This window comes from Sutcliffiella tianshenii (assembly GCF_016908565.1).
GTDB classification, from domain to species: Bacteria; Bacillota; Bacilli; order Bacillales; family Bacillaceae_I; genus Sutcliffiella_A; species Sutcliffiella_A tianshenii.
The window spans coordinates 26,544-45,396 of record NZ_JAFBED010000015.1 but is presented as its reverse complement, the minus strand read 5'-3'; the positions used below and the strand labels follow the sequence as shown (position 1 = coordinate 45,396).

The 18,853-nt window shown below is 37.2% G+C and carries 10 protein-coding genes, 2 pseudogenes and 1 riboswitch; of the genes and pseudogenes, 6 read left to right on the top strand and 6 right to left on the bottom strand.

The window, feature by feature from the left end; all coding sequences use genetic code 11:
* Nucleotides 1–34: 34 nt before the first annotated feature.
* Nucleotides 35–5,884 (bottom strand): lamin tail domain-containing protein, encoded by a 5,850-nt coding sequence (locus JOC95_RS19930; protein ID WP_204419659.1) that lies wholly within the window; start codon nucleotides 5,882–5,884, stop codon nucleotides 35–37.
* A gap of 257 nt (nucleotides 5,885–6,141) precedes the next feature.
* Nucleotides 6,142–6,241: riboswitch (purine riboswitch) on the top strand.
* A gap of 83 nt (nucleotides 6,242–6,324) precedes the next feature.
* Between JOC95_RS19930 and guaC the strand changes: the two genes are divergently transcribed.
* A complete protein-coding gene (gene guaC / locus JOC95_RS19925; protein WP_204419650.1) occupies nucleotides 6,325–7,308 on the top strand; it encodes a GMP reductase in 984 nt (327 codons plus the stop codon).
* Between the two features lie 435 nt (nucleotides 7,309–7,743).
* Here guaC and JOC95_RS19920 read toward each other — a convergent pair whose 3' ends face one another.
* Together JOC95_RS19920 and JOC95_RS21650 are read right to left on the bottom strand one after the other, a co-directional pair.
* Nucleotides 7,744–8,616 carry a methyltransferase domain-containing protein gene (locus JOC95_RS19920; protein WP_204419647.1) on the bottom strand — a complete coding sequence of 291 codons (873 nt, stop codon included), beginning with the start codon at nucleotides 8,614–8,616 and terminating at the stop codon, nucleotides 7,744–7,746.
* Nucleotides 8,617–8,803: 187 nt separating this feature from the next.
* Complete coding sequence (locus JOC95_RS21650) at nucleotides 8,804–9,928, bottom strand: glycosyltransferase 61 family protein (RefSeq protein WP_204419643.1); 1,125 nt, start codon at nucleotides 9,926–9,928, stop codon at nucleotides 8,804–8,806.
* Nucleotides 9,929–10,181: 253 nt separating this feature from the next.
* On the opposite strand from JOC95_RS21650, the gene rfbF reads away from it, so the two are divergent.
* From rfbF to JOC95_RS19895, 4 genes are all read left to right on the top strand, one after another.
* Nucleotides 10,182–10,961: a glucose-1-phosphate cytidylyltransferase gene (gene rfbF / locus JOC95_RS19910; RefSeq protein ID WP_204419639.1), complete on the top strand. Its 780-nt coding sequence runs from the start codon at nucleotides 10,182–10,184 to the stop codon at nucleotides 10,959–10,961.
* Nucleotides 10,962–11,008: 47 nt separating this feature from the next.
* The gene (locus JOC95_RS19905; protein WP_204419637.1) at nucleotides 11,009–11,920 is read left to right on the top strand and encodes an NAD-dependent epimerase/dehydratase family protein; all 912 of its coding nucleotides are present in this window, start codon (nucleotides 11,009–11,011) and stop codon (nucleotides 11,918–11,920) included.
* A gap of 129 nt (nucleotides 11,921–12,049) precedes the next feature.
* The gene (locus tag JOC95_RS19900; protein ID WP_204419635.1) at nucleotides 12,050–13,138 is read left to right on the top strand and encodes an NAD-dependent epimerase/dehydratase family protein; all 1,089 of its coding nucleotides are present in this window, start codon (nucleotides 12,050–12,052) and stop codon (nucleotides 13,136–13,138) included.
* A complete protein-coding gene (locus JOC95_RS19895) occupies nucleotides 13,135–14,388 on the top strand; it encodes a UDP-glucose dehydrogenase family protein (RefSeq protein ID WP_204419633.1) in 1,254 nt (417 codons plus the stop codon). The genes JOC95_RS19900 and JOC95_RS19895 overlap by 4 nt, the downstream gene beginning before the upstream one ends.
* A gap of 247 nt (nucleotides 14,389–14,635) precedes the next feature.
* Here JOC95_RS19895 and JOC95_RS21465 read toward each other — a convergent pair whose 3' ends face one another.
* Both JOC95_RS21465 and JOC95_RS21460 read right to left on the bottom strand, forming a co-directional pair.
* Nucleotides 14,636–15,715: a glycosyltransferase WbsX family protein gene (locus JOC95_RS21465; protein ID WP_239583040.1), complete on the bottom strand. Its 1,080-nt coding sequence runs from the start codon at nucleotides 15,713–15,715 to the stop codon at nucleotides 14,636–14,638.
* Nucleotides 15,716–15,910: 195 nt separating this feature from the next.
* Nucleotides 15,911–16,408: pseudogene (locus JOC95_RS21460) on the bottom strand (LamG domain-containing protein); the annotation flags it as partial.
* Nucleotides 16,409–16,979: 571 nt separating this feature from the next.
* Between JOC95_RS21460 and JOC95_RS21455 the strand changes: the two are divergent.
* Nucleotides 16,980–17,203 (top strand): annotated as a pseudogene (locus JOC95_RS21455) (hypothetical protein); the annotation flags it as partial.
* A 786-nt stretch (nucleotides 17,204–17,989) separates the two neighbouring features.
* Here JOC95_RS21455 and JOC95_RS19885 read toward each other — a convergent pair.
* Nucleotides 17,990–18,853 (bottom strand): SDR family oxidoreductase, encoded by an 864-nt coding sequence (locus JOC95_RS19885; protein WP_204419628.1) that lies wholly within the window; start codon nucleotides 18,851–18,853, stop codon nucleotides 17,990–17,992.

The window sequence follows — 18,853 nt, the reverse complement described above, 5'->3', positions numbered from 1 at the left end:
ATTCTCTTACTCTTCTTCGCTGTGTCTTACTGAACTACCTATAGGATACTTCGCTTCTTCTTTTTCTTATATAAACCAAGCAGCCTGCTCCCATTACCAGCAGAATAAGTCCAATGGTATAGAAGTTATATACATTGGTTGCGGTATTCGGAAGCTTTTCCCCATTCTCTTTCTTCTCTTGTTTTTGTTCCTGTTCCTTAGCATCTTCACCAGGTTTGCCTGGCATGTTTTCCTCCATTGGGTCTTCCGGAATAACAGGTTGCTCCGGAATTGGATCCACAGGGGCAGGCATAGGGTCAACAGGATCGGGCACATCATCGGGATCTGTTGGAACCGGCGTAGACGGCACATCTGCCACGGCACCTTTTGTAAAGGTCCAAATATCTGAAACAGTACGTCCCGTGTGCTCATCCTCTACCACTACATACCACCAATAGCGTTGGTTTTCCTCGAGATCCTCCCACACCATCTCCGCCACACTTCCGCTTGAAACAGCTTCTTGCTTGCCAATCTCCACTTCCGTATAAACGTTCACAGCAAAGTAGTCAGTCGCCACTCGTTTTTCTTTTGGCTGTAGGTCGAGATCCAGTACAAACTCATCCTTGCCAGGGTATGTTTCAGTATCATAATAATTATACTGATCGAGGTACGGAGAGTACGTATTCACGACAATCCGGTTATTATCCGTATCAAAATGGAGCAGTCGCATAAAGCCTTGTCCACCTTCAGGACCCGCCTGATAATCGGCAAGCATCTGATAGACTTGGCGGTCCGGCGCACCGTCTCCATCATCATCCACTTCATCCACTAATAACTGCGCCTCATGATAGTGGCCACTCAAGACAGCAACAACATTCTCATTTGGCAGCACGACTTCCTCGTACAGCTTGTCGCCAAGCGGATGACGGACGCCTGTTGCCTGCAAGTATTCGTGAAAACTCAGGATAGCCATGCGGTCCGGATGGGCAGCAAGCACCTCATTCATCCAGGCAATTCCTTCTTCCTCCACACCCCAGCCGAGGTAGACCATGATATAGTCATTTCCGTTCGAGGAAATAAGGTCATAATGTCCGCGGTTATTTTTATATGTCCCGCCGTAATAAGGCTTGTCCTCAAAACGGTCCGCGCCAAAGTATTTATAGTACTGCGTGTAGTCATTTGTTTTATGATCCACATCATGGTTCCCTGCAAGCACGCCATATGGAATCTCACGCTCGTCCAAGACACTCATATACTGGTCCGCATAATTCCATTGGGCTTCCTGATCGGCCATGTTCACGAGGTCTCCCGTGTGGAACACATACTCAATCTTCAATTCCTCTTCCATTTCCGCTATCCATTCGGTCTGCCTTTCATAGATATACGGGAAACTTTCCGAGTAATACTGCGTGTCTGACATCCAGACAAAGGTATAATCGTAATCTTCAGAGGACGCTGGAATTTCATCCTGAACAAGCACGTTGATGTTATGGTCTTTTACAAAATCAGCGACTGCGACCTCACCCTGCAGGCCAAAGTCTTCCGTTCCAGCAATCTTATAATCAATGATCTCCCACTTGTTGGACGTATGGTTCCAGGCATACATTGTTACCTTCCTGCCTTCAAGGGAGTTCCCTCTCCATACAAGCTCGACCTTATCCCCTTCCTGAATAGAAGCATCCACTGTCACATCAAATCGGTGGTACGGGAACTCCGTGGAAGAGTCCGTGATCAGATATTCCCCGTCTTCTTTAGAAACAAGCGCAATATCCTCTTCTGTGAAAGCTTCCTCCCCCTCTGGCACCATCGTTTGCGGCGGCTCTACTTCATTGGCATTTTTAAAGCCCTTCATCCGATCATTTTGTGTTACGTCATACTTATATCCACCATAAAAAGTAACATCTAGTTGATCATCAGTCGGATCGGCCACCCTCACCTTCAATGTCGGGTCTCCGTCAACAGGGGTTTTTGCATCATCCACTGGAGAAACGAGCTCTGGCTTCAACGGATTTTCATTCACAACAGAAAAATGTACGACTTTTACCGCTTCGTTTCCTGCCTCATCGATCGCCACAACTTTCAACGTATGCCCGCCAGCCGAAAGCTTGGAAGAAGCCGTTTCAAATGGTATCGCAATCTCCTTGTCATCAAGCAGCGTCTTCACTTCTTTTACACCGGCAATTGCATCGGTTGCAGTCACATCGATTGTAAAAGCACCCTTGTATTCCTTCCCTTCTTCCAAGGAAGTGGTGATGCTTGGAGCCGTGTTATCAACCATCACCGTTGTTGAGATTTCCTCATCCGCATCCATGGCTGAGATCACATGCTCCCCATCCGAGACGGAGTTTGTGTCCCATTTATACGACTTGGACGGAGCCTGCTCGCCTGTCACGGTAAAAGTAAAGTCTTCAAAGATACGGTCTGTTCCGTCATCCCCCATGTCAAACACTTGGGCCGGGTCATTTTTCGCCGTATCGCGCAGAATAGTTCCATCTGCCAAGACAAGGCGAACGTTTCTCAAGTTATAGTCATCACGGTTGTCCGCGGACTCCAGGTCAAACGGAGACGCCTTGTTACCCGCCCGAATTGTAATCGTATTTTCGCCAAGATCCAGTTTGTCCGGATTGATCGGAACGGTGATTGTCTGCCATTCATTGATCCAATCATCAAAAATGTGCAGCACCTCATCTCCCATGGTGACCCCGTTCTGGAAGAAGGTGTTGATGCCGCTCACCTCAAAAGCAAAATAAGAGGTATGCTCTACAGCTTGGAACGTCTCTCCTTCCACTTCCACGCCGTCTATCAAAAGCTTCACATCTTCCGGGGCATCCGTGCTCGAGGTCCCTTTCAAAACCTTCTCCCCAGCAATAATCTCTCCTTCTTTTACATTCAAGCGGAGACTGGAGAAATCCAATTCCGTAGTGACATTCACTTTATAGGTCTCTGTTGTCACTTCATTCATGCCATCTGAAATCTCGAAATAATATTCCACATACTCTTTCGCGATAATTTCAGGCGAGTAGATTGTATAGTGGTAAAGCAGGTCATTGTAATCCTTTGTCAGGATGGCCTGTTTGTAGTCCGTCTCGTCGTTCGTCCGGTAAAATAAACGGACTGTCTTCACTTCCTTGTCGTCCTGCGCATCCAGAAGAACCTCGATATTCTCCGTCTGATCAACCTCGGTTACTTTCGTTAAATTTTCATATGTCGGTGCTATCGTATCCTCTTCGATCTGAACCGTTTCCGCAGGCACTTGTGAAGCATCCACCACACCAGGCGTTGCCACTTTTTCCGCAGCACTCGTCTTGATCATTTGAGTGGAGCCGTCTAGCGGGTATTGATAAAACACACCCATATTGGCTGCCGTGTCCTTCACATTCGGAACATCATTGTAATAGGCGACCGCAAGCTCCTGTTTCGAGTTCGTTGCGACTACAAGTCCGCGCATCGCACCATTGGCCATGCCGTCGCTATAGATGCGGACGATATTCTGATCCTCCACCAAACTCGAACCGTAATTGGCATTAAAATCGGCCACCGTCTGCTCGCGGTTTTGCGCATTGATGATCCAGAATACAAGCGTTTCCTTGGATGGAATCACCACATCATCCGGTATGGAAGGCCACACAACATCTGTCGCACTCTCCGCCCCGTAACGATAATAAAGCTTATAATCTTTAAAACTCAGATCCTGATTCGTATTATTATAGATTTCAATGAACTCATAACCATCCGCCGACCCAACATTCGTGGAATCCGGAACCACTTCCGTCACCAAAAATGGCGGCAAAGACTGATAGTCCACTTCGATTTGTTTTACCGCTATAGTGAACGCTTCCGTCTTGGAAACATTCCAACCATCCGAAGCTTCCACATAATAAACGACATCCCCCGAAACATCTGCCCCAGGTATTTCCGCCATATAGACAGAAGACCCTTCTGACGTTGGATTCATGGACAACGAAGTGAACGTCTCGGCGCCTTGCTTTTTATAAAACAAAGTCGCAAAAGGCTTTGCCATATCATCTGTAATCGTTGCTTCTATTCGGATTGACGTATACGCTGTTCCATTGGTAACAGGCGTATGCTCCACCACAGGTGCTACCGTATCTTCCGGAACTTCCTCCAGTTCCACCGGCTTGGTCGGCACCTGGCTTTCTTTTGCCATACCTGGTGTCGGCGCAGCCAATCCTTCCAGCTTCATCATTGCCGTTCCGCTAGACGGGAACATATAATCGATGCCCGCTCCATTATTATCATTGTCACTGCCAAGATAGCTTGCTGACACGACCTCCGCACCCTCTGCACCCTTGATTACAAGGGCACGATTGCCTGGGTTAGCAAAGCCAGGGAAACCATCCTTGAACTCCACAACCTGATTTTCCGTTAGTGAGAGCCCAAAGTTTTCATTAAACTCAGCAAGCGTCCTGTTTCCGTTGTTATACCAATATACGATTTCCTCCTGCGGCGCCAAGATCACGGCAGGCACCTGGAATGGCAGCTCATTTCCTGTGTCCGTGTACTTATAGACAAAAGAATAGTTTGCTAGATTCATAGGCTGATCCGTATTGTTATACACCTCAAAAAACTCGTAGTAATCCGTCCCTCCGCCTTTAGAGTTCGGGGACAGCTCGGTTATAAGCAGCGGCAGCTCACTGTATGTTTCCTCTGGCACCCCAACTTCAACCGTATATGGCTCAGTGGCTACTGTGTTGGTTCCATCCGTTGCTTCGATATAGTAGATGATTGGTCCATCTACCTTAGAAGCCGGGATTTCGGCGGTGTACATAGATGCTGCCTCTGTTTGTTGCATGCTTAGACTCGTGAAGCTTTCCTCTGATTCTTTTTTATAAAATAATGTCGCCGCAGTTACACCCACGTCATCCGTTACCGTTGCTTTAACGGGGATGGCAGTGAATCTTTCCACTTTTGTAACGGCAGTGTGTTCGATCACTGGCGGTGATTGGTCAGGAGCAGGTGCTTCCTCTTCTTCCACGGTTACCGGCTGCTCGGGAACTTGAACCGCTTCAATGGAACCCGGCGTTGGCAAGGCAAGAACCGCATGCTTGTCCATCACCGTCCCGCTCGCCGGAAACTTATACTCAATTCCCGCTCCGTTGTTATCATTCTCGTTTCCAAGATAACTGGCAGAGACTAATTCCTTCCCTTGCTTATCCTTAATAACCAAGGCACGGTTTCCACCATTAGAAAAACCCTTGAAGGCATCCTTAAAAGGAACCACCTGCGCTTCCGTTAACGCCAACCCATAATTCTGGTTAAATTCTGCCAAACTACGGTCTCCGTTGTTATACCAGAACACAAGGGTTTCCTGTGATCCAATAGTCGTTTCAGGTACAGCGAAAGGAATCTCCTTCCCTGTATCCGTGTATGTATAGATAAAATTAAGATTCGCTGTAGATATCGCTTGATCTGTATTATTGTAAAGCTCAATATACTCATAATAATCAGTCCCGGCACCAGCTGAGTTTGGAGAAATTTCTGTGATGAGTAGATGCGGGAGCAGGTTGTAATCCAGCTCTTCTGTGATGATTTCTTCTTCCTGGTCTGCTGGAGGGGCGATTTCTGTCTGTGGTTCTTCTACTAGTGGCTCTTCCACTAATGGTTCTTCTTTAACAGGTTCTTCCGTAACCTCTTCTTCCACCGGTTCCTCTTCAGTTGGCTGCGGTTCTACCTGTTCATCAATTGGTGGCTCCGTACTTTCCACCGGCTCACTTTTTTCCTCCTGGTTTGTTGCCTCTACAGGAGTGGTTTCCATTTCCTTAACCTCTTCCTCCGCATGCACCACTCGGCGGGGCACAACAGGCTGAAAACTCGTTCCCACAATAGAAAAAATCATCAAAGACGACAGCAGCTTCCTTCCAAACTTACGCTTCTCTTTCCTCATCACTAACCTCCACCGAACTTTTTTGAACATTTAAAATACTACCGATAGAATGTTAAGTGAGTATGAAGGTGTTGTAAAAATTGTTTATAATTGGGTTTTCTCGCATCGGAATTAATATTAAATGATTTCTTTACTTCATTAGTGAAAATTCATGTTCTAAGTGGATATCAAATGAAATTTCAACTATTTTTTAATAAAATACGAACGATTAACATTTACACATTATAAAAGTTCGTTTATAATCGAACTTGTGTTGAAATAACTCATATAGTTTCATTCGTATATTCTTAGAGATATGGTCTAAGAGTTTCTACTAGGAGCCGTAAAATCCTAACTACGAATGGGTGGATTCACTCTGCCCATTTTTAGTCCGGATTTTTTGTTGTGTAAATATTTAACCGAACATTACTATGAAAATTATTCTTTTAGGAGTGTGTCTCATGGAAAATGTATTTGATTATGAAGATATTCAGTTAGTCCCAAATAAATGTGTGGTAAACAGCCGTTCTGAGTGTGATACCACTGTGACACTGGGTGGCCGTCAATTCAAGCTTCCTGTTGTACCAGCAAATATGCAAACAATCATCGATGAAAAGATTGCCCTTTATCTTGCTGAAAACAACTATTTTTACATCATGCACCGCTTTGAACCACAAAAGCGCCAGGCATTCATTGAGAACATGCACGCAAAAGGTCTTTACGCTTCCATAAGTGTTGGAGTGAAAGAAGAAGAATATTCCTTCGTTGAAGAGCTTGCGGCAGCAGGGCTTACTCCTGAATACATCACGATCGACATTGCCCATGGGCATTCCAATGCCGTCATCAATATGATCCAGCATATAAAAAAACACCTGCCAGAGAGCTTCGTCATTGCTGGTAACGTTGGTACACCTGAAGCAGTGCGTGAACTGGAGCATGCGGGTGCAGATGCAACAAAAGTCGGGATCGGCCCTGGTAAGGTATGTATCACGAAAATTAAAACAGGATTCGGAACTGGCGGCTGGCAGTTGGCAGCACTTCGTTTATGTGCAAAGGCTGCAAGCAAACCGATCATTGCCGATGGCGGAATCCGTACACACGGTGATATCGCAAAGTCAGTACGTTTCGGTGCAACAATGGTCATGATCGGCTCCCTTTTTGCCGGCCATGAAGAATCACCAGGAGAAACGATCGAATTAGAAGGAAAGCTAGTCAAAGAATACTTCGGCTCCGCTTCCGAATTCCAAAAAGGCGAAAAGAAGAACGTAGAAGGCAAAAAAATGTTCGTCGAGCATAAAGGCTCCTTACAGGACACACTAACCGAAATGGAACAAGACCTTCAATCTTCCATCTCCTACGCTGGTGGAACCACTTTAGACTCCATCCGTCACGTAGATTATGTGATTGTGAAGAACTCTATTTTTAATGGGGATAAGGTTTATTAAGGTTTAGAGGTTTTAGAGGAACAGGCATGGCAGCATACTTAATCCGGAGGGGTTGGGTATGCTGCATTTTTTTGTTTTTCAAAATAAAAAATGAGCAGGGAGGACGGTTCTCCTGCTGGCATATAAAAAGAGTCTTTCACAGTTGAGTTGACTGATGAAAGACCTTCAATTGTTATGAGGATCTCTAACTTTAACCTAGTTATTTCGCACTTCTTTATTTTCGAAATCAATGATTAATTTATACGGAAGGAAAAAATCACCTCCAATAATCCCATCAAATCCATAAATATAGAAGTTTCATTACAATTAATAGCTCTCTACTCACATTTGAGTAGAGAGCTTTTTTTAGAGTTGCAAGTAACTATTTACTTCACGTGATTCGTTTTTAAAAAATCATCTGATAAAAGTTCATTTAAATTCGAACAAATAGCTCAACTACTCCTTTTTAAGAACAAATAAGGCTTGAGATAATCTTTTTGAATCATCAAAGAAGTCCTTTAGTTTTAAATACTTTTCAAAATTATTCTTAATATATAACTCAGAAATGATGGCTTCACCGTAGAAGCTATTATCACGATAATCTCCGCCGCCAGTTGGGCTAAAAAGAAACTTCCCATTTTTATAATCTGAGATAGCACGGTTCATATCCACAAAAGAATTTGCTAACAACTTCTGCCATTCTATTTGAATGAGCTTTGAATCCTCTCTAAATTGTTTACAATAGTCTAAAAAATGACGACCTTGTGTGGTAGCCAACACAATTCCGCCTGGACGTAATATCCTCGAAAACTCTTTTATCCAATTTTTCGCAGCATCTTCAGCTAAATGGGAAAATACTGAATAAGCAAATATGATATCTAAAGAGTTATCAGCAATGAACTCAATAGGAGGATGCGGATTTACTACCTTGTAAGTCCCTTTTCCTAATGTTTCATTGCAAATGGAAATCATCGTTGGATCAACATCTACACCTAACAAATTATCATCCGCCACATCTTTAAAGAAAAAACGTATGATCCTTCCCCAGCCACACCCAAAGTCTAAAACTTTACTTTCCTTACTAAGCGGTAACCCTAATCCTTCAGCATAACCTTTAACATGAAGATAAAAGTTATATGCCTCATATAGAGTAGATACATCGGAGGATCCCACCGATTGTCTTTGAAATTCTCCGTCGGGAAATTCCGGCATCTTAACCCCATTAATTTTAGTATGTGTACAACTATCAACTAATAATTTTAAATATTCTTCATCAGTTAACGTGCTAACCATTTCATCAAACTTACTCCCTAGCTTAAACTTAGTCACGAGTAAACCTCCCACGATCGTTTTCATATGATGACTTTTTTGATTAAAACACATCATGTATTACAGAAACTAATATTGAAAAATATATTCATGTTTTTGCTGTTTTGTGAATTTACTCCTATTACTCTAGGTGAACTAAACATCAATTTATATCTAATCATCTAAAAAAGCATTGTTAAGAAATATATTATAGAGCCTTTTTAAGCTTGTTTAGATCAACGAAAATATCATCACCACAATATGGATAATGTTCATTGTTATAAAATAAATTGACTGACGGGCGTTTCCCCTCCCCCAACATGTAATGATAATCTAGAGATTTTCGATTACTGATCCAACAATAGATGGGATTAATATATCGGGGATTAAAAATCTCGATTATTTTTGTTCCAGGATTACAGAATACAAGATTTGCAAGTCCAGCATCATGAGGGGCAATGATGTATTTAGCTGAAGAAAAAATGTTTACCTTTTCTGAAAATGAAAGATCATGCAATTTAACTTTAATAAAGCCGTATTGACTTAATATTTCCATAACATGATCTTCATTTATTACTTTACGATAATCAGCCTTTTCCCTGCTTATATAAACTCTTTCAAATTTTTGGGTATTATGAATACTTGCCATTTCATTTGTTAAAAATTGTTCCCTTAAGAAATTACATGCCCATGTTGTGACCAATCCATGGAAAAGCATCGAAGGAATAACCAAATTTTTAGGCTTTATATGAAAAGATTGATGAATTTCTATGATTTTTTCTCTTGGTATATCTAATGCAGCAAGACTTTCAAATTGATATGAAATGCTGCAGGTCGGAATAATATACTTATCTACTTTAATGCCAGACTTTTTTATTAAATGAAATCGCGAGATGATCTCAAACATCCAATGATAATAATTATTTTGCCAGCCTGGAACTGTACTAATAATTGCAATGGTCTCATCAGAACTCTCAACATCAGGAAGTTTTTCCTGTTTAAATAGCCAATGGTCGGCAGCATTTTTCTCATATCCCCGAGAAACATCCCAAATTAAACTATTATCAGGTGAAATAATCGCAAAATTATCCTTATCACCGTATAATCGCCCATTTTCCAAAACAGTGACAAACGCCTCAGGAGAAACTGCTGTGGAAGCAGCAAATACAGGTTTATATAAACGGTCGCTTTTTGTTATATTTTTTGGTTCTAACCCGTTCATTTTTTCAGCATGATAAATTCCCTTGTACGTATTATCCTGCCTTTTATTAGAAGAAAGCCAATCAAGCATTGTTTCATAATAATTCTGAGGATGCTCAACATTCTTATCCACTTCATTTCCTCCATTATCCAATGATATCAATTTATATATACATTATATTGATACTGTATTTATATGTTCATCAAAGTTTTGAAGTCGCTTTTATATCCGTTTGACCATTCCACTTTCTCTTTTTTGACAATAATTCCACCCGAACACTCCATCGTGATTTGCATACCATATTTTAAGAATAAAAAATACGATCTTTTCCTTTTTAAATTTGTCAGACTCCTAACTTTACAGAAAGGTAGAAAGGAGTTTTTTAATGAAAGTGGTTATTTTAGCAGGAGGACTTGGAACAAGAATAAGTGAGGAAACGGCTACAAAACCGAAACCCATGATTGAGATCGGTAATTACCCAATTATTTGGCACATCATGAAATTATATTCATTTTATGGATTTAATGATTTTATTATTTGTTTAGGACATAAAGGCCATGTAATTAAAGAGTATTTCTCTAATTACTTTATAAATCATTCAGATATAACATTTAATCTAATAAATCCAAATGAAAAAGTCATTCATTCTAATTGTGTTGAACCTTGGAAAGTTACCCTGGTGAATACCGGGGATGACTCTTTTACAGGGGGACGTGTAAAGCGGATTCAAAAGTATACCGAAAATAAGCCATTTATGTTAACTTATGGCGATGGTCTAGCCAATATCAATATAAAAAATTTAATAGAACATCATAAGGTAAATGGAAAATTAGCTACAGTTACTGCAATACAATATGAAGGTAGATTCGGAACCTTAAATCTAACACCTGAATCAAGAGTAAATAAATTTGAAGAAAAAGTTAAGAAAAACGATGATTGGATAAATGGTGGTTTTTTTGTTTTACAGCCTGAAATCTTTAATTATATTGATGGAGATCATACCATCTTTGAGAAGGAACCATTAGAAAAACTCGCTGAAGAAGGGCAATTATATGCTTATAAACATACAGGTTTTTGGCATCCAATGGACACATTACGTGACAAAAATGAATTATTAAGGTTATGGAACAGTGGAAAAGCCCCTTGGAAAATATGGGGAAAATAGTTTTTTATTATCGATTTAAAGCTTTGTAATATTGGAGGATTACATTCATGAAAATATTAGTGACAGGAGCTACAGGTTTTTTGGGGAGTCATTTGGTAAAGGCACTTTTAAAAGATGATCATGAGGTAATTATTCTAAAACGGAGTTTTTCAAATACATGGAGATTATCAGATGTTTTATTACAAATTTCTTCCTATGATATTGATAAATATACTCTTGAAAAAATTTTTCGTGAACATAAGAATATTGATGCAATTATTCATACTGCAACACAATATGATAGGCATGGAGAAAAGTATTCAGAGATAGTTGAATCAAATGTTTTATTTCCACTGAGACTACTTGAGATTGCTACAAAATACAAAGTTGGATTCTTTATTAATACTGATTCCTTTATAAATAAAAATAACAATGGATACCAGCATTTATTGAGATATGCGTTAACAAAAAGACAGTTTTTAGAATGGGGCAAACAGTTTGCTGCCATAAGTAAAATACGATTTATAAATGTTAGATTGGAGCATATTTACGGACCATTTGATGACGATACAAAATTTACAACTTTTATCATAAAGAGCTGCTTAAGGAATGTTACTGAACTGGCCCTTACACCTGGAAACCAAAAGAGAGATTTTATTTATATTGACGATGTTGTTTCGGCATATAATACCCTTTTAAAACAAAAAGATTCCGATTTCTTTTGTGAATATGAACTAGGTACTAATAAAACTGTGACTATTCGATATTTTATTGAACAAGTCCACAAAATAACACAATCAAATACAAATTTAATATTTGGATCACTTTCTTATAGAGAGAATGAAATTATGGAATCCAAAGCTAATAATGAGAAATTAAGAATATTAGGATGGCAAGATAAAGTTCCATTGAATGAAGGTATTAAAAAAGTAATACAAGAAGAAAAAGAATTTGGGTTTGAAAAATTTATTATAGACTAGAATTTGTTCCTTTCCATAATATATTTTATCCAAACTATTCGATTCTTATTGATATACAAAAGACTGGGAAAAAAATAAAAGGTCTCATCTAATTTAATTATCCTAATTATTATGCAAGGGTGGATAAAAATGCATAAGAATAGTATCTATTATTCTGATATAGACTATATATTTAAAGGTTTAAATTCAACTGAACTGGAGAAATTAAGAAATTCAAAAATATTAATCACTGGATGTGCAGGATTTTTAGGCTTTTATTTTGTATCGTTTTTGTTAGAGAAATTCGAAAAGTTAGGACTAAAAAAAATAGTTGGTATTGATAATTTTAAATTAGGATTACCCAATTGGATCAAACAATATAAAAAAAATAGTCGAATTGAATTACATGATTTAGATATCACTAATTTAGGTTCTTTAGACATCGATTCACTTGCAAATATTGATTATGTTATCCATATGGCCTCAATCGCTTCACCAACCTTTTATAGAAAATATCCACTTGCAACAATAGATGCAAATGTATGGGGATTAAGAGCTTTACTTGATTTTTATAAAAATAAAAATATAAAAGGATTTTTATTTTTTTCAAGTAGTGAAGTTTACGGAGATCCTCATCCCGAATTCATCCCAACCAAAGAGAATTATAAAGGCAATGTATCAATGATTGGACCTAGAGCTTGCTATGATGAAGCAAAGAGATTTGGCGAGACGTTGTGTTATGTTTATTCAGAACAATTTAATATGCCAGTTTCTATTGTTCGACCATTTAATAATTATGGTCCAGGTATGAAACTAAATGATAAAAGAGTCCCTGCAGATTTTGCCAAAGCAGTAAGCGAAAATAAGAAGATTATTATGTATTCCGATGGTTCACCCACTAGAACCTTTTGTTATGTATCAGATGCAATTATTGGCTATCTAAAATCATTATTATACGAACCATTTGATTATTTTAATATCGGGATGGATCAACCTGAAATATCTATTAATGAATTAGCTCAAATTTATCAAAACATTGGAACACAGATTTTTGGTTATAATTGTCCCATTGAAATTACAGTTTCACAGGACAAGAATTATTTGATTCATAATCCATCTAGAAGAAGACCAGATTTATCTAAAGCTAAATCCATTCTAAATTATTCCCCGTCAATATCAATCGATAATGGTGTTTTCAGATTTTTAAAGTTCATTAATGAAGGAGGCATCATTGATTGATAACAGTAGTTGGTCTTGGCTTCGTTGGGTTAACAACAGCACTGGGTTTTTGTGAAAAAGGCTTCAACGTATATGGATATGATATTGATAAAGAGAAAATAAAAAAATTTGAAAGCGGTATTGTACCTTTTTATGAGCCATATTTGGAAGACAAATTAAATAAATATAAAAACAATAATTTTAAACTTAGTCATGACTTAAAGGAAGCTGTAAATAACAGCAAAATTATTTTTTTATGTGTAGGTACACCAAGTAACAATGAAGGAAGTGTAGATTTAAGCTTTCTATTTTCTGCAATCAAAAATACAGTAAACAGTATAGATAAGAAAGATTATAAAATTTTAGTGATTAAATCAACAGTACCACCTTCTACAACAAGTTACTTCCTTAAGCCTTATATTGAAAAATTAGGTTTTAAAGTTGGTGAAGATATAGGGTTAGCAAATAATCCTGAGTTCCTAAGAGAAAGCTACGCGTGGGAAGATTTTTTATATCCAGATCGTATTGTTATTGGTTATGAAGATAGTAAAAGTGTAAAGATAGTCGAAGACATTTATAAACCTTTTAATAGTCAGATTTTTAAAGTTTCTCTAAATAGCGCTGAATATATTAAGTATTTGTCTAATACATTATTAGCCACATTAATTAGCTTTGCGAATGAACAATCTATGATTGGAAAATCAATAGGTGATATAGATATAAAAAAATCATTTCAGATTTTACATCTTGATAAGAGATGGAATGGAAATCCAGCAAATATGACTAGTTATGTTTTTCCTGGCTGCGGGTTTGGGGGATACTGTCTTCCAAAAGATACAAATGCATTAATAAATCACTCTTTAAAAAACTTCTATAAACCAGAAATCCTTCAAAGTGTTCTAAAAGTAAATAGACAAATTAAAGAACATATTATTAAAGAAATTATGAGTAAGGTAAATACAAATGAATATATAGGAATTTTAGGACTATCATTCAAGCCTAATTCAGATGATGTAAGAGATACACCTGCAAATGAAATTATTAAATTGCTGATAGAAAATGGATATAATAAAATAATTGCTTATGATCCACTGGCCATTGATACTTTTAAAAAGACATATAACTTTCATATTGATTATGGCGATACTTTGAAAGATGTACTAGATAAAGTATCACACATTGTCATCTTAACAGCATGGGATGATTTTATTGAATGTAGAGAAAGTATTGCAAAAAAAAATGTATTTGATTATAGATATATTTTTGACTAAAACTTTACAAAACAACTAATTTATATTTATTAAAAGCTTAAAAAATATATCCATTAGAATCCTTAAGTTGTTTGAACCTGCCACATTTTTTTATATTACTTTAAATTCTTTCAACTTCCTAATGTAATTTGTGTCCTTACCAGGGAGTTTTTTATTTTGGTTATATTCAGGAAGAAATTTCATGAAAATTAAAACCACTATAAACAGAGTAAAAAGAACAAAAGCTCCTTCTGGCATTTATAAAATGTCAGAAGGAGCTTTTGTTCACTCTATTTATACCATTTACTCTTAATGCTTTTTGAACAGCTTCTAAATATTGATATTGAAATTTCTTATCAGGCTCTAAATATGTTCCCTCTGCCCACTCATTCCAAGCATTAATAAACAGAAAATCGCTTTTATATACGGTCTCCGCTCTATCTATTTGCTTGCTCAAATACTTTTCAAATTTAGCTGGGTTAGCACCATAATAAATTGTTGCTTCCGTCCCTCTTCGCGCAGTATTATCCCAATCAATAAATGCTCCTGGAATAACTTTTTTATTTGTATTTATTTTTCTATTTAAAATACAAGACCACATAGAATCATAATCCACTACCTTCATTCTTCCCTGGTATCCATTGCCCTCTCTCCAGATATTCTGACAGTTACCATGAGCAATTGAATAATGAGGTTCAAATTCAACAGATGCATCAAACCCTTTAATATTCGTAAGTGGATAAAATCCATTTAATGTCTCGACAAAATAAATACCATTTAAACCGTTTTGTTTTGCTAAATTATCCCAAAAATATAACATTTCTGAACAATTCGGAATGATTGCTGGTCGATAAATGAGAAATAAGGGTTTATCCTCTACACGAATGTATCTATCGTCTTTAAATGCTTTTAATAGATAATCGAAATGCTCTTTCCAATCCTTTTCATTCCCATAGTCTTGGGGCATCAACACCAAATCATTTCTTCCGTCCCATCTCCTAGTCCAAGGTTCATTCGCCCAAGAGAGACAGAATGGAAAGTCTGGTTCACCAGAAGTTAAAACCTCATTAAATGGTTTTTCTAATAGCATCTTTCCATTAAACCAATAATGATAGTAGCAGAAACCATATATACCGTACTCCTTTGCTAACTCAGCTTGCCATTTTCTCGCTAAAGGATCTGTTAGATCGTAATAAAAATCACTATATGGTTCCCTTGGCTGATAATGACCATGGAATAATGGTTCTGCATTTCTTGTATTCACCCATTCTGTAAATCCCTTTCCCCACCACTGATTATTCTCAGGAATTTCGTGAAATTGAGGTAAATAAAAAGCAATTAATTTCATATTTCGTTCCCGAAATATATCCTTTTTATTTTTTGTCTCTTTTGAGTTTTCCAACTGTTGAGTATCCGTTTGTTCAGAGATATCTATTGAAGTTCTCTCGCTAACCTCATTACTAGGATAGCCACTCCAATTTATAAAAAGACCTTTTTCACTGTTAGTTAACTCATTATTCATATGTTCATTTATTAGCTTTTCATTTCTTACATGATCCCATATCCGGAATTTTTTTAACTTTCCAACAAAAAAACCATATGGTTCAAATCCTCCAACTATACCAGATGCATAAACATTAATTTTAGGACTCTTATATCCAGATTTGATAAACTTTCCATTTATATAAAGGGAAGGAATCTTTTTATTAACCACAACTGCTATATGAGTCCATTCTATAATGTTTGTTGTATATACCAGAGTTGCCGTTAAATAATTGTGAGTATGTTCCAAAATACTGACACCGTTTGTACCAACGGATATACCTAGACCTGATTGACGATGATTACCTGTATGGCCTGGAAATACGACGAAACGTTGACCTTTCAATCCTTCTGTCCCACTATTTGATTGATTAATTACACGATGACTCTCTTCAGGTTTCACCCAAAACTCATAAGTGAAGTTATTTATTAAATTTTTAAATACTGATTCGAATTCTATATAATTATATCCACTAAAGTGTAATAACTCTTGATCCATTTTATATCCCCCTAAATTTATTATCAATTACTCCTAATTTTAGAGTCATAATTATCACTTATTTTAATTTCTTTGAAATAGCCAGTATTAATTCTCTTCTAAATTCAGAGGGTATTTACTCCAAAGTGTTGGATAATGCAGACCTAAAATTCTAAAAATGTTTAATTTAGAGTTCTGGTTCTATATTTGAAATTTTTTAAAAGGATATTTGTTGAATTGGACAGTTCAGGTAGAGTTATAGTTTGCTTACTGATTATATTTCTTGCTTTTCTGCAATTCCACTTCTTATATTTTGATATGGATTTATCACTATATTTTTTTTACAAAGGCAGGAGAACTTTCTTGATTTATTGTTGTTTAAATAGAAATTTTATCAGTCTGTTTTATATAATTATGACAACTGTACTATAAATGCATAGACGTTTTTACTAGTTTTTTATTAATTTATAAATAAGGATTTTCATTTACATAAAATTAAACATCAGAAATCCTGTCTAACAATAAAGGACTTCTGATGTTTATCTCTTTATTGTGAACAATTTTTGAAAAAAAAGCATAATTGATTTAACCTGGAGTAGGTATTAAAGAAATACAACAGCTGCTAGGACATACGGATATTAATACTACGATATTAATACTACATTGAATATCTATGCTCTTATGACCACCAATATGCAAGAAAAGGCCTCCCAACAGTTTAGCAAACTGATGAAAGACCTTCTCGAAGCATATATTCATTTTAGACGTTGGTATAACAAGGTTTTTAAAACCTTAATTACATCATGCCGCCCCTAAGGTGAGAGCGTGTAATATCTTTAACTGGGTGTGCGTAGAGTTCAGTATATCAGGGTTTTGCTAAATTTCCACTGTAACACCTTTAACCGGAATTTACTGTTATTCATTTGATTGCGTTAGCAAAATGTTAGCATCTCAAAAGAATCATCTGGTTTCATTAGTAACTCTCTATCTTTTAACCTTCTTTTAAAAGCTGATCTAAATTTGTAAGGTCCGCACTTAATTGTTCAATCATAGATAAACGTCTGATTTCGAGTAAGCATCTGAACTTACCCTAGGATTCCTTAATAAGTTATAAAAATTGAGTTCATCTGTAGAAGAACCATTGATGGTTAATTGGTTTTCTAATTTAGATAACAACTGATACAAGGTTTCTTTATCGACTATAGAATCATCATAGGATTCTAAAAACAAATTTAACTGATAGGTTGTTTTTTCGAGCTAATTTATCGACTTTATTTTTTCGTCTTCAGTAAACTCTGCTTCTATGTTTTCTAGCACATAATCCCTGGTTGCTTCATGCAGATCATTTCTCATCAAATGAATTTTAGTTGCTTTTGAGACCCCCAATGAAAATTCTGTATTCTCATTTGCCTCTAAGATAATACTCAGAGTAATAGTCTATCTTTGATGCCCAGCTAAATAATTCAGATCTGATTTACCTGAGTTTGAATCAATAGAACAACCTGTAATTTAACTGATAAGTATTTCATTGGCATTAACATCAACATAAAAACCGACCTTTCTAATAATAAAGGTCGGTTTAAACTAAGTCGATTTTTCTGTTTAAGAGATACCATTAACAATTTGATTGAGTCCGTCACTAATTGGTGTAGCTGAACGCCCAAGAAGTTTTTCGAAGTCATTGCTTTCGACTTCAAGCGTACCTTCTCTAATGCCTTTTTGGATTTCCACCAGAAAAGGAATAAGAAAATCTGGTACACCTGCACCTTTCATAATGTCTGCATAAGTATTGTCATCTACTTGTAGTACTGGTACTTCTTTGCCCAATACAATACCAAGAGCTGATACAAACTCTTCCTGTGTTAATAATTTTCCGGAAAGCTCGTAGATAGTGTTTTCGTGCCCATTACCAGTCAATACCGCAACCGCAGCCTCTGCATAATCTTGTTGCAATGCCCATCCTACCTTACCATTTCCTGCTGTTGTCACCCAAGGAGCACCTGCTAGAACACCTTGAATACTTGAAATTTCATTTTCCAGGTACCAATTATTTCTTAAAAAAGAATAAGGAATACCTGTTTTCATAATAGCTTCTTCTGTTGCTTTATGCGTTGGAGCAAGGAAGTTTTCACTTGCCTTTGCATTCGCTATGCTAGTATAAGCAATAAATTTCACTCCAGCACGCTCAGCCGCAGCTATTGCATTCGCGTGTTGTCGTATTCTTGTTTTATTTTCCCCATCTGCAGAGATAATCAGCAAGCGATCAACACCAGCAAAAGCCGCATCAAGTGTTTCCGGATAATCAAAATCACCTTTTCGGACATCTACTCCTCGAGCACGTAATCCTTCTGCTTTCTCTGGATTACGAACACTAACAGCTACTTGGTTTCCTGGTACCTTTTTTAATAAATACTCTACAATTTTAGAACCTAATTTTCCTGTTGCTCCTGTAACTAACATTTTCAT

Bases quoted from the DNA above. Each gene is read 5' to 3' on its own strand.
- JOC95_RS19930 (WP_204419659.1), bottom strand. From the start codon at position 5,884: ATGAGGAAAGAGAAGCGTAAGTTTGGAAGGAAGCTGCTGTCGTCTTTG.
- guaC (WP_204419650.1), top strand. From the start codon at position 6,325: ATGGAAAATGTATTTGATTATGAAGATATTCAGTTAGTCCCAAATAAA.
- rfbF (WP_204419639.1), top strand. From the start codon at position 10,182: ATGAAAGTGGTTATTTTAGCAGGAGGACTTGGAACAAGAATAAGTGAG.
- JOC95_RS19905 (WP_204419637.1), top strand. From the start codon at position 11,009: ATGAAAATATTAGTGACAGGAGCTACAGGTTTTTTGGGGAGTCATTTG.
- JOC95_RS19900 (WP_204419635.1), top strand. From the start codon at position 12,050: ATGCATAAGAATAGTATCTATTATTCTGATATAGACTATATATTTAAA.
- JOC95_RS21465 (WP_239583040.1), bottom strand. From the start codon at position 15,715: ATGAAATTAATTGCTTTTTATTTACCTCAATTTCACGAAATTCCTGAG.
- JOC95_RS19885 (WP_204419628.1), bottom strand. From the start codon at position 18,853: ATGAAAATGTTAGTTACAGGAGCAACAGGAAAATTAGGTTCTAAAATT.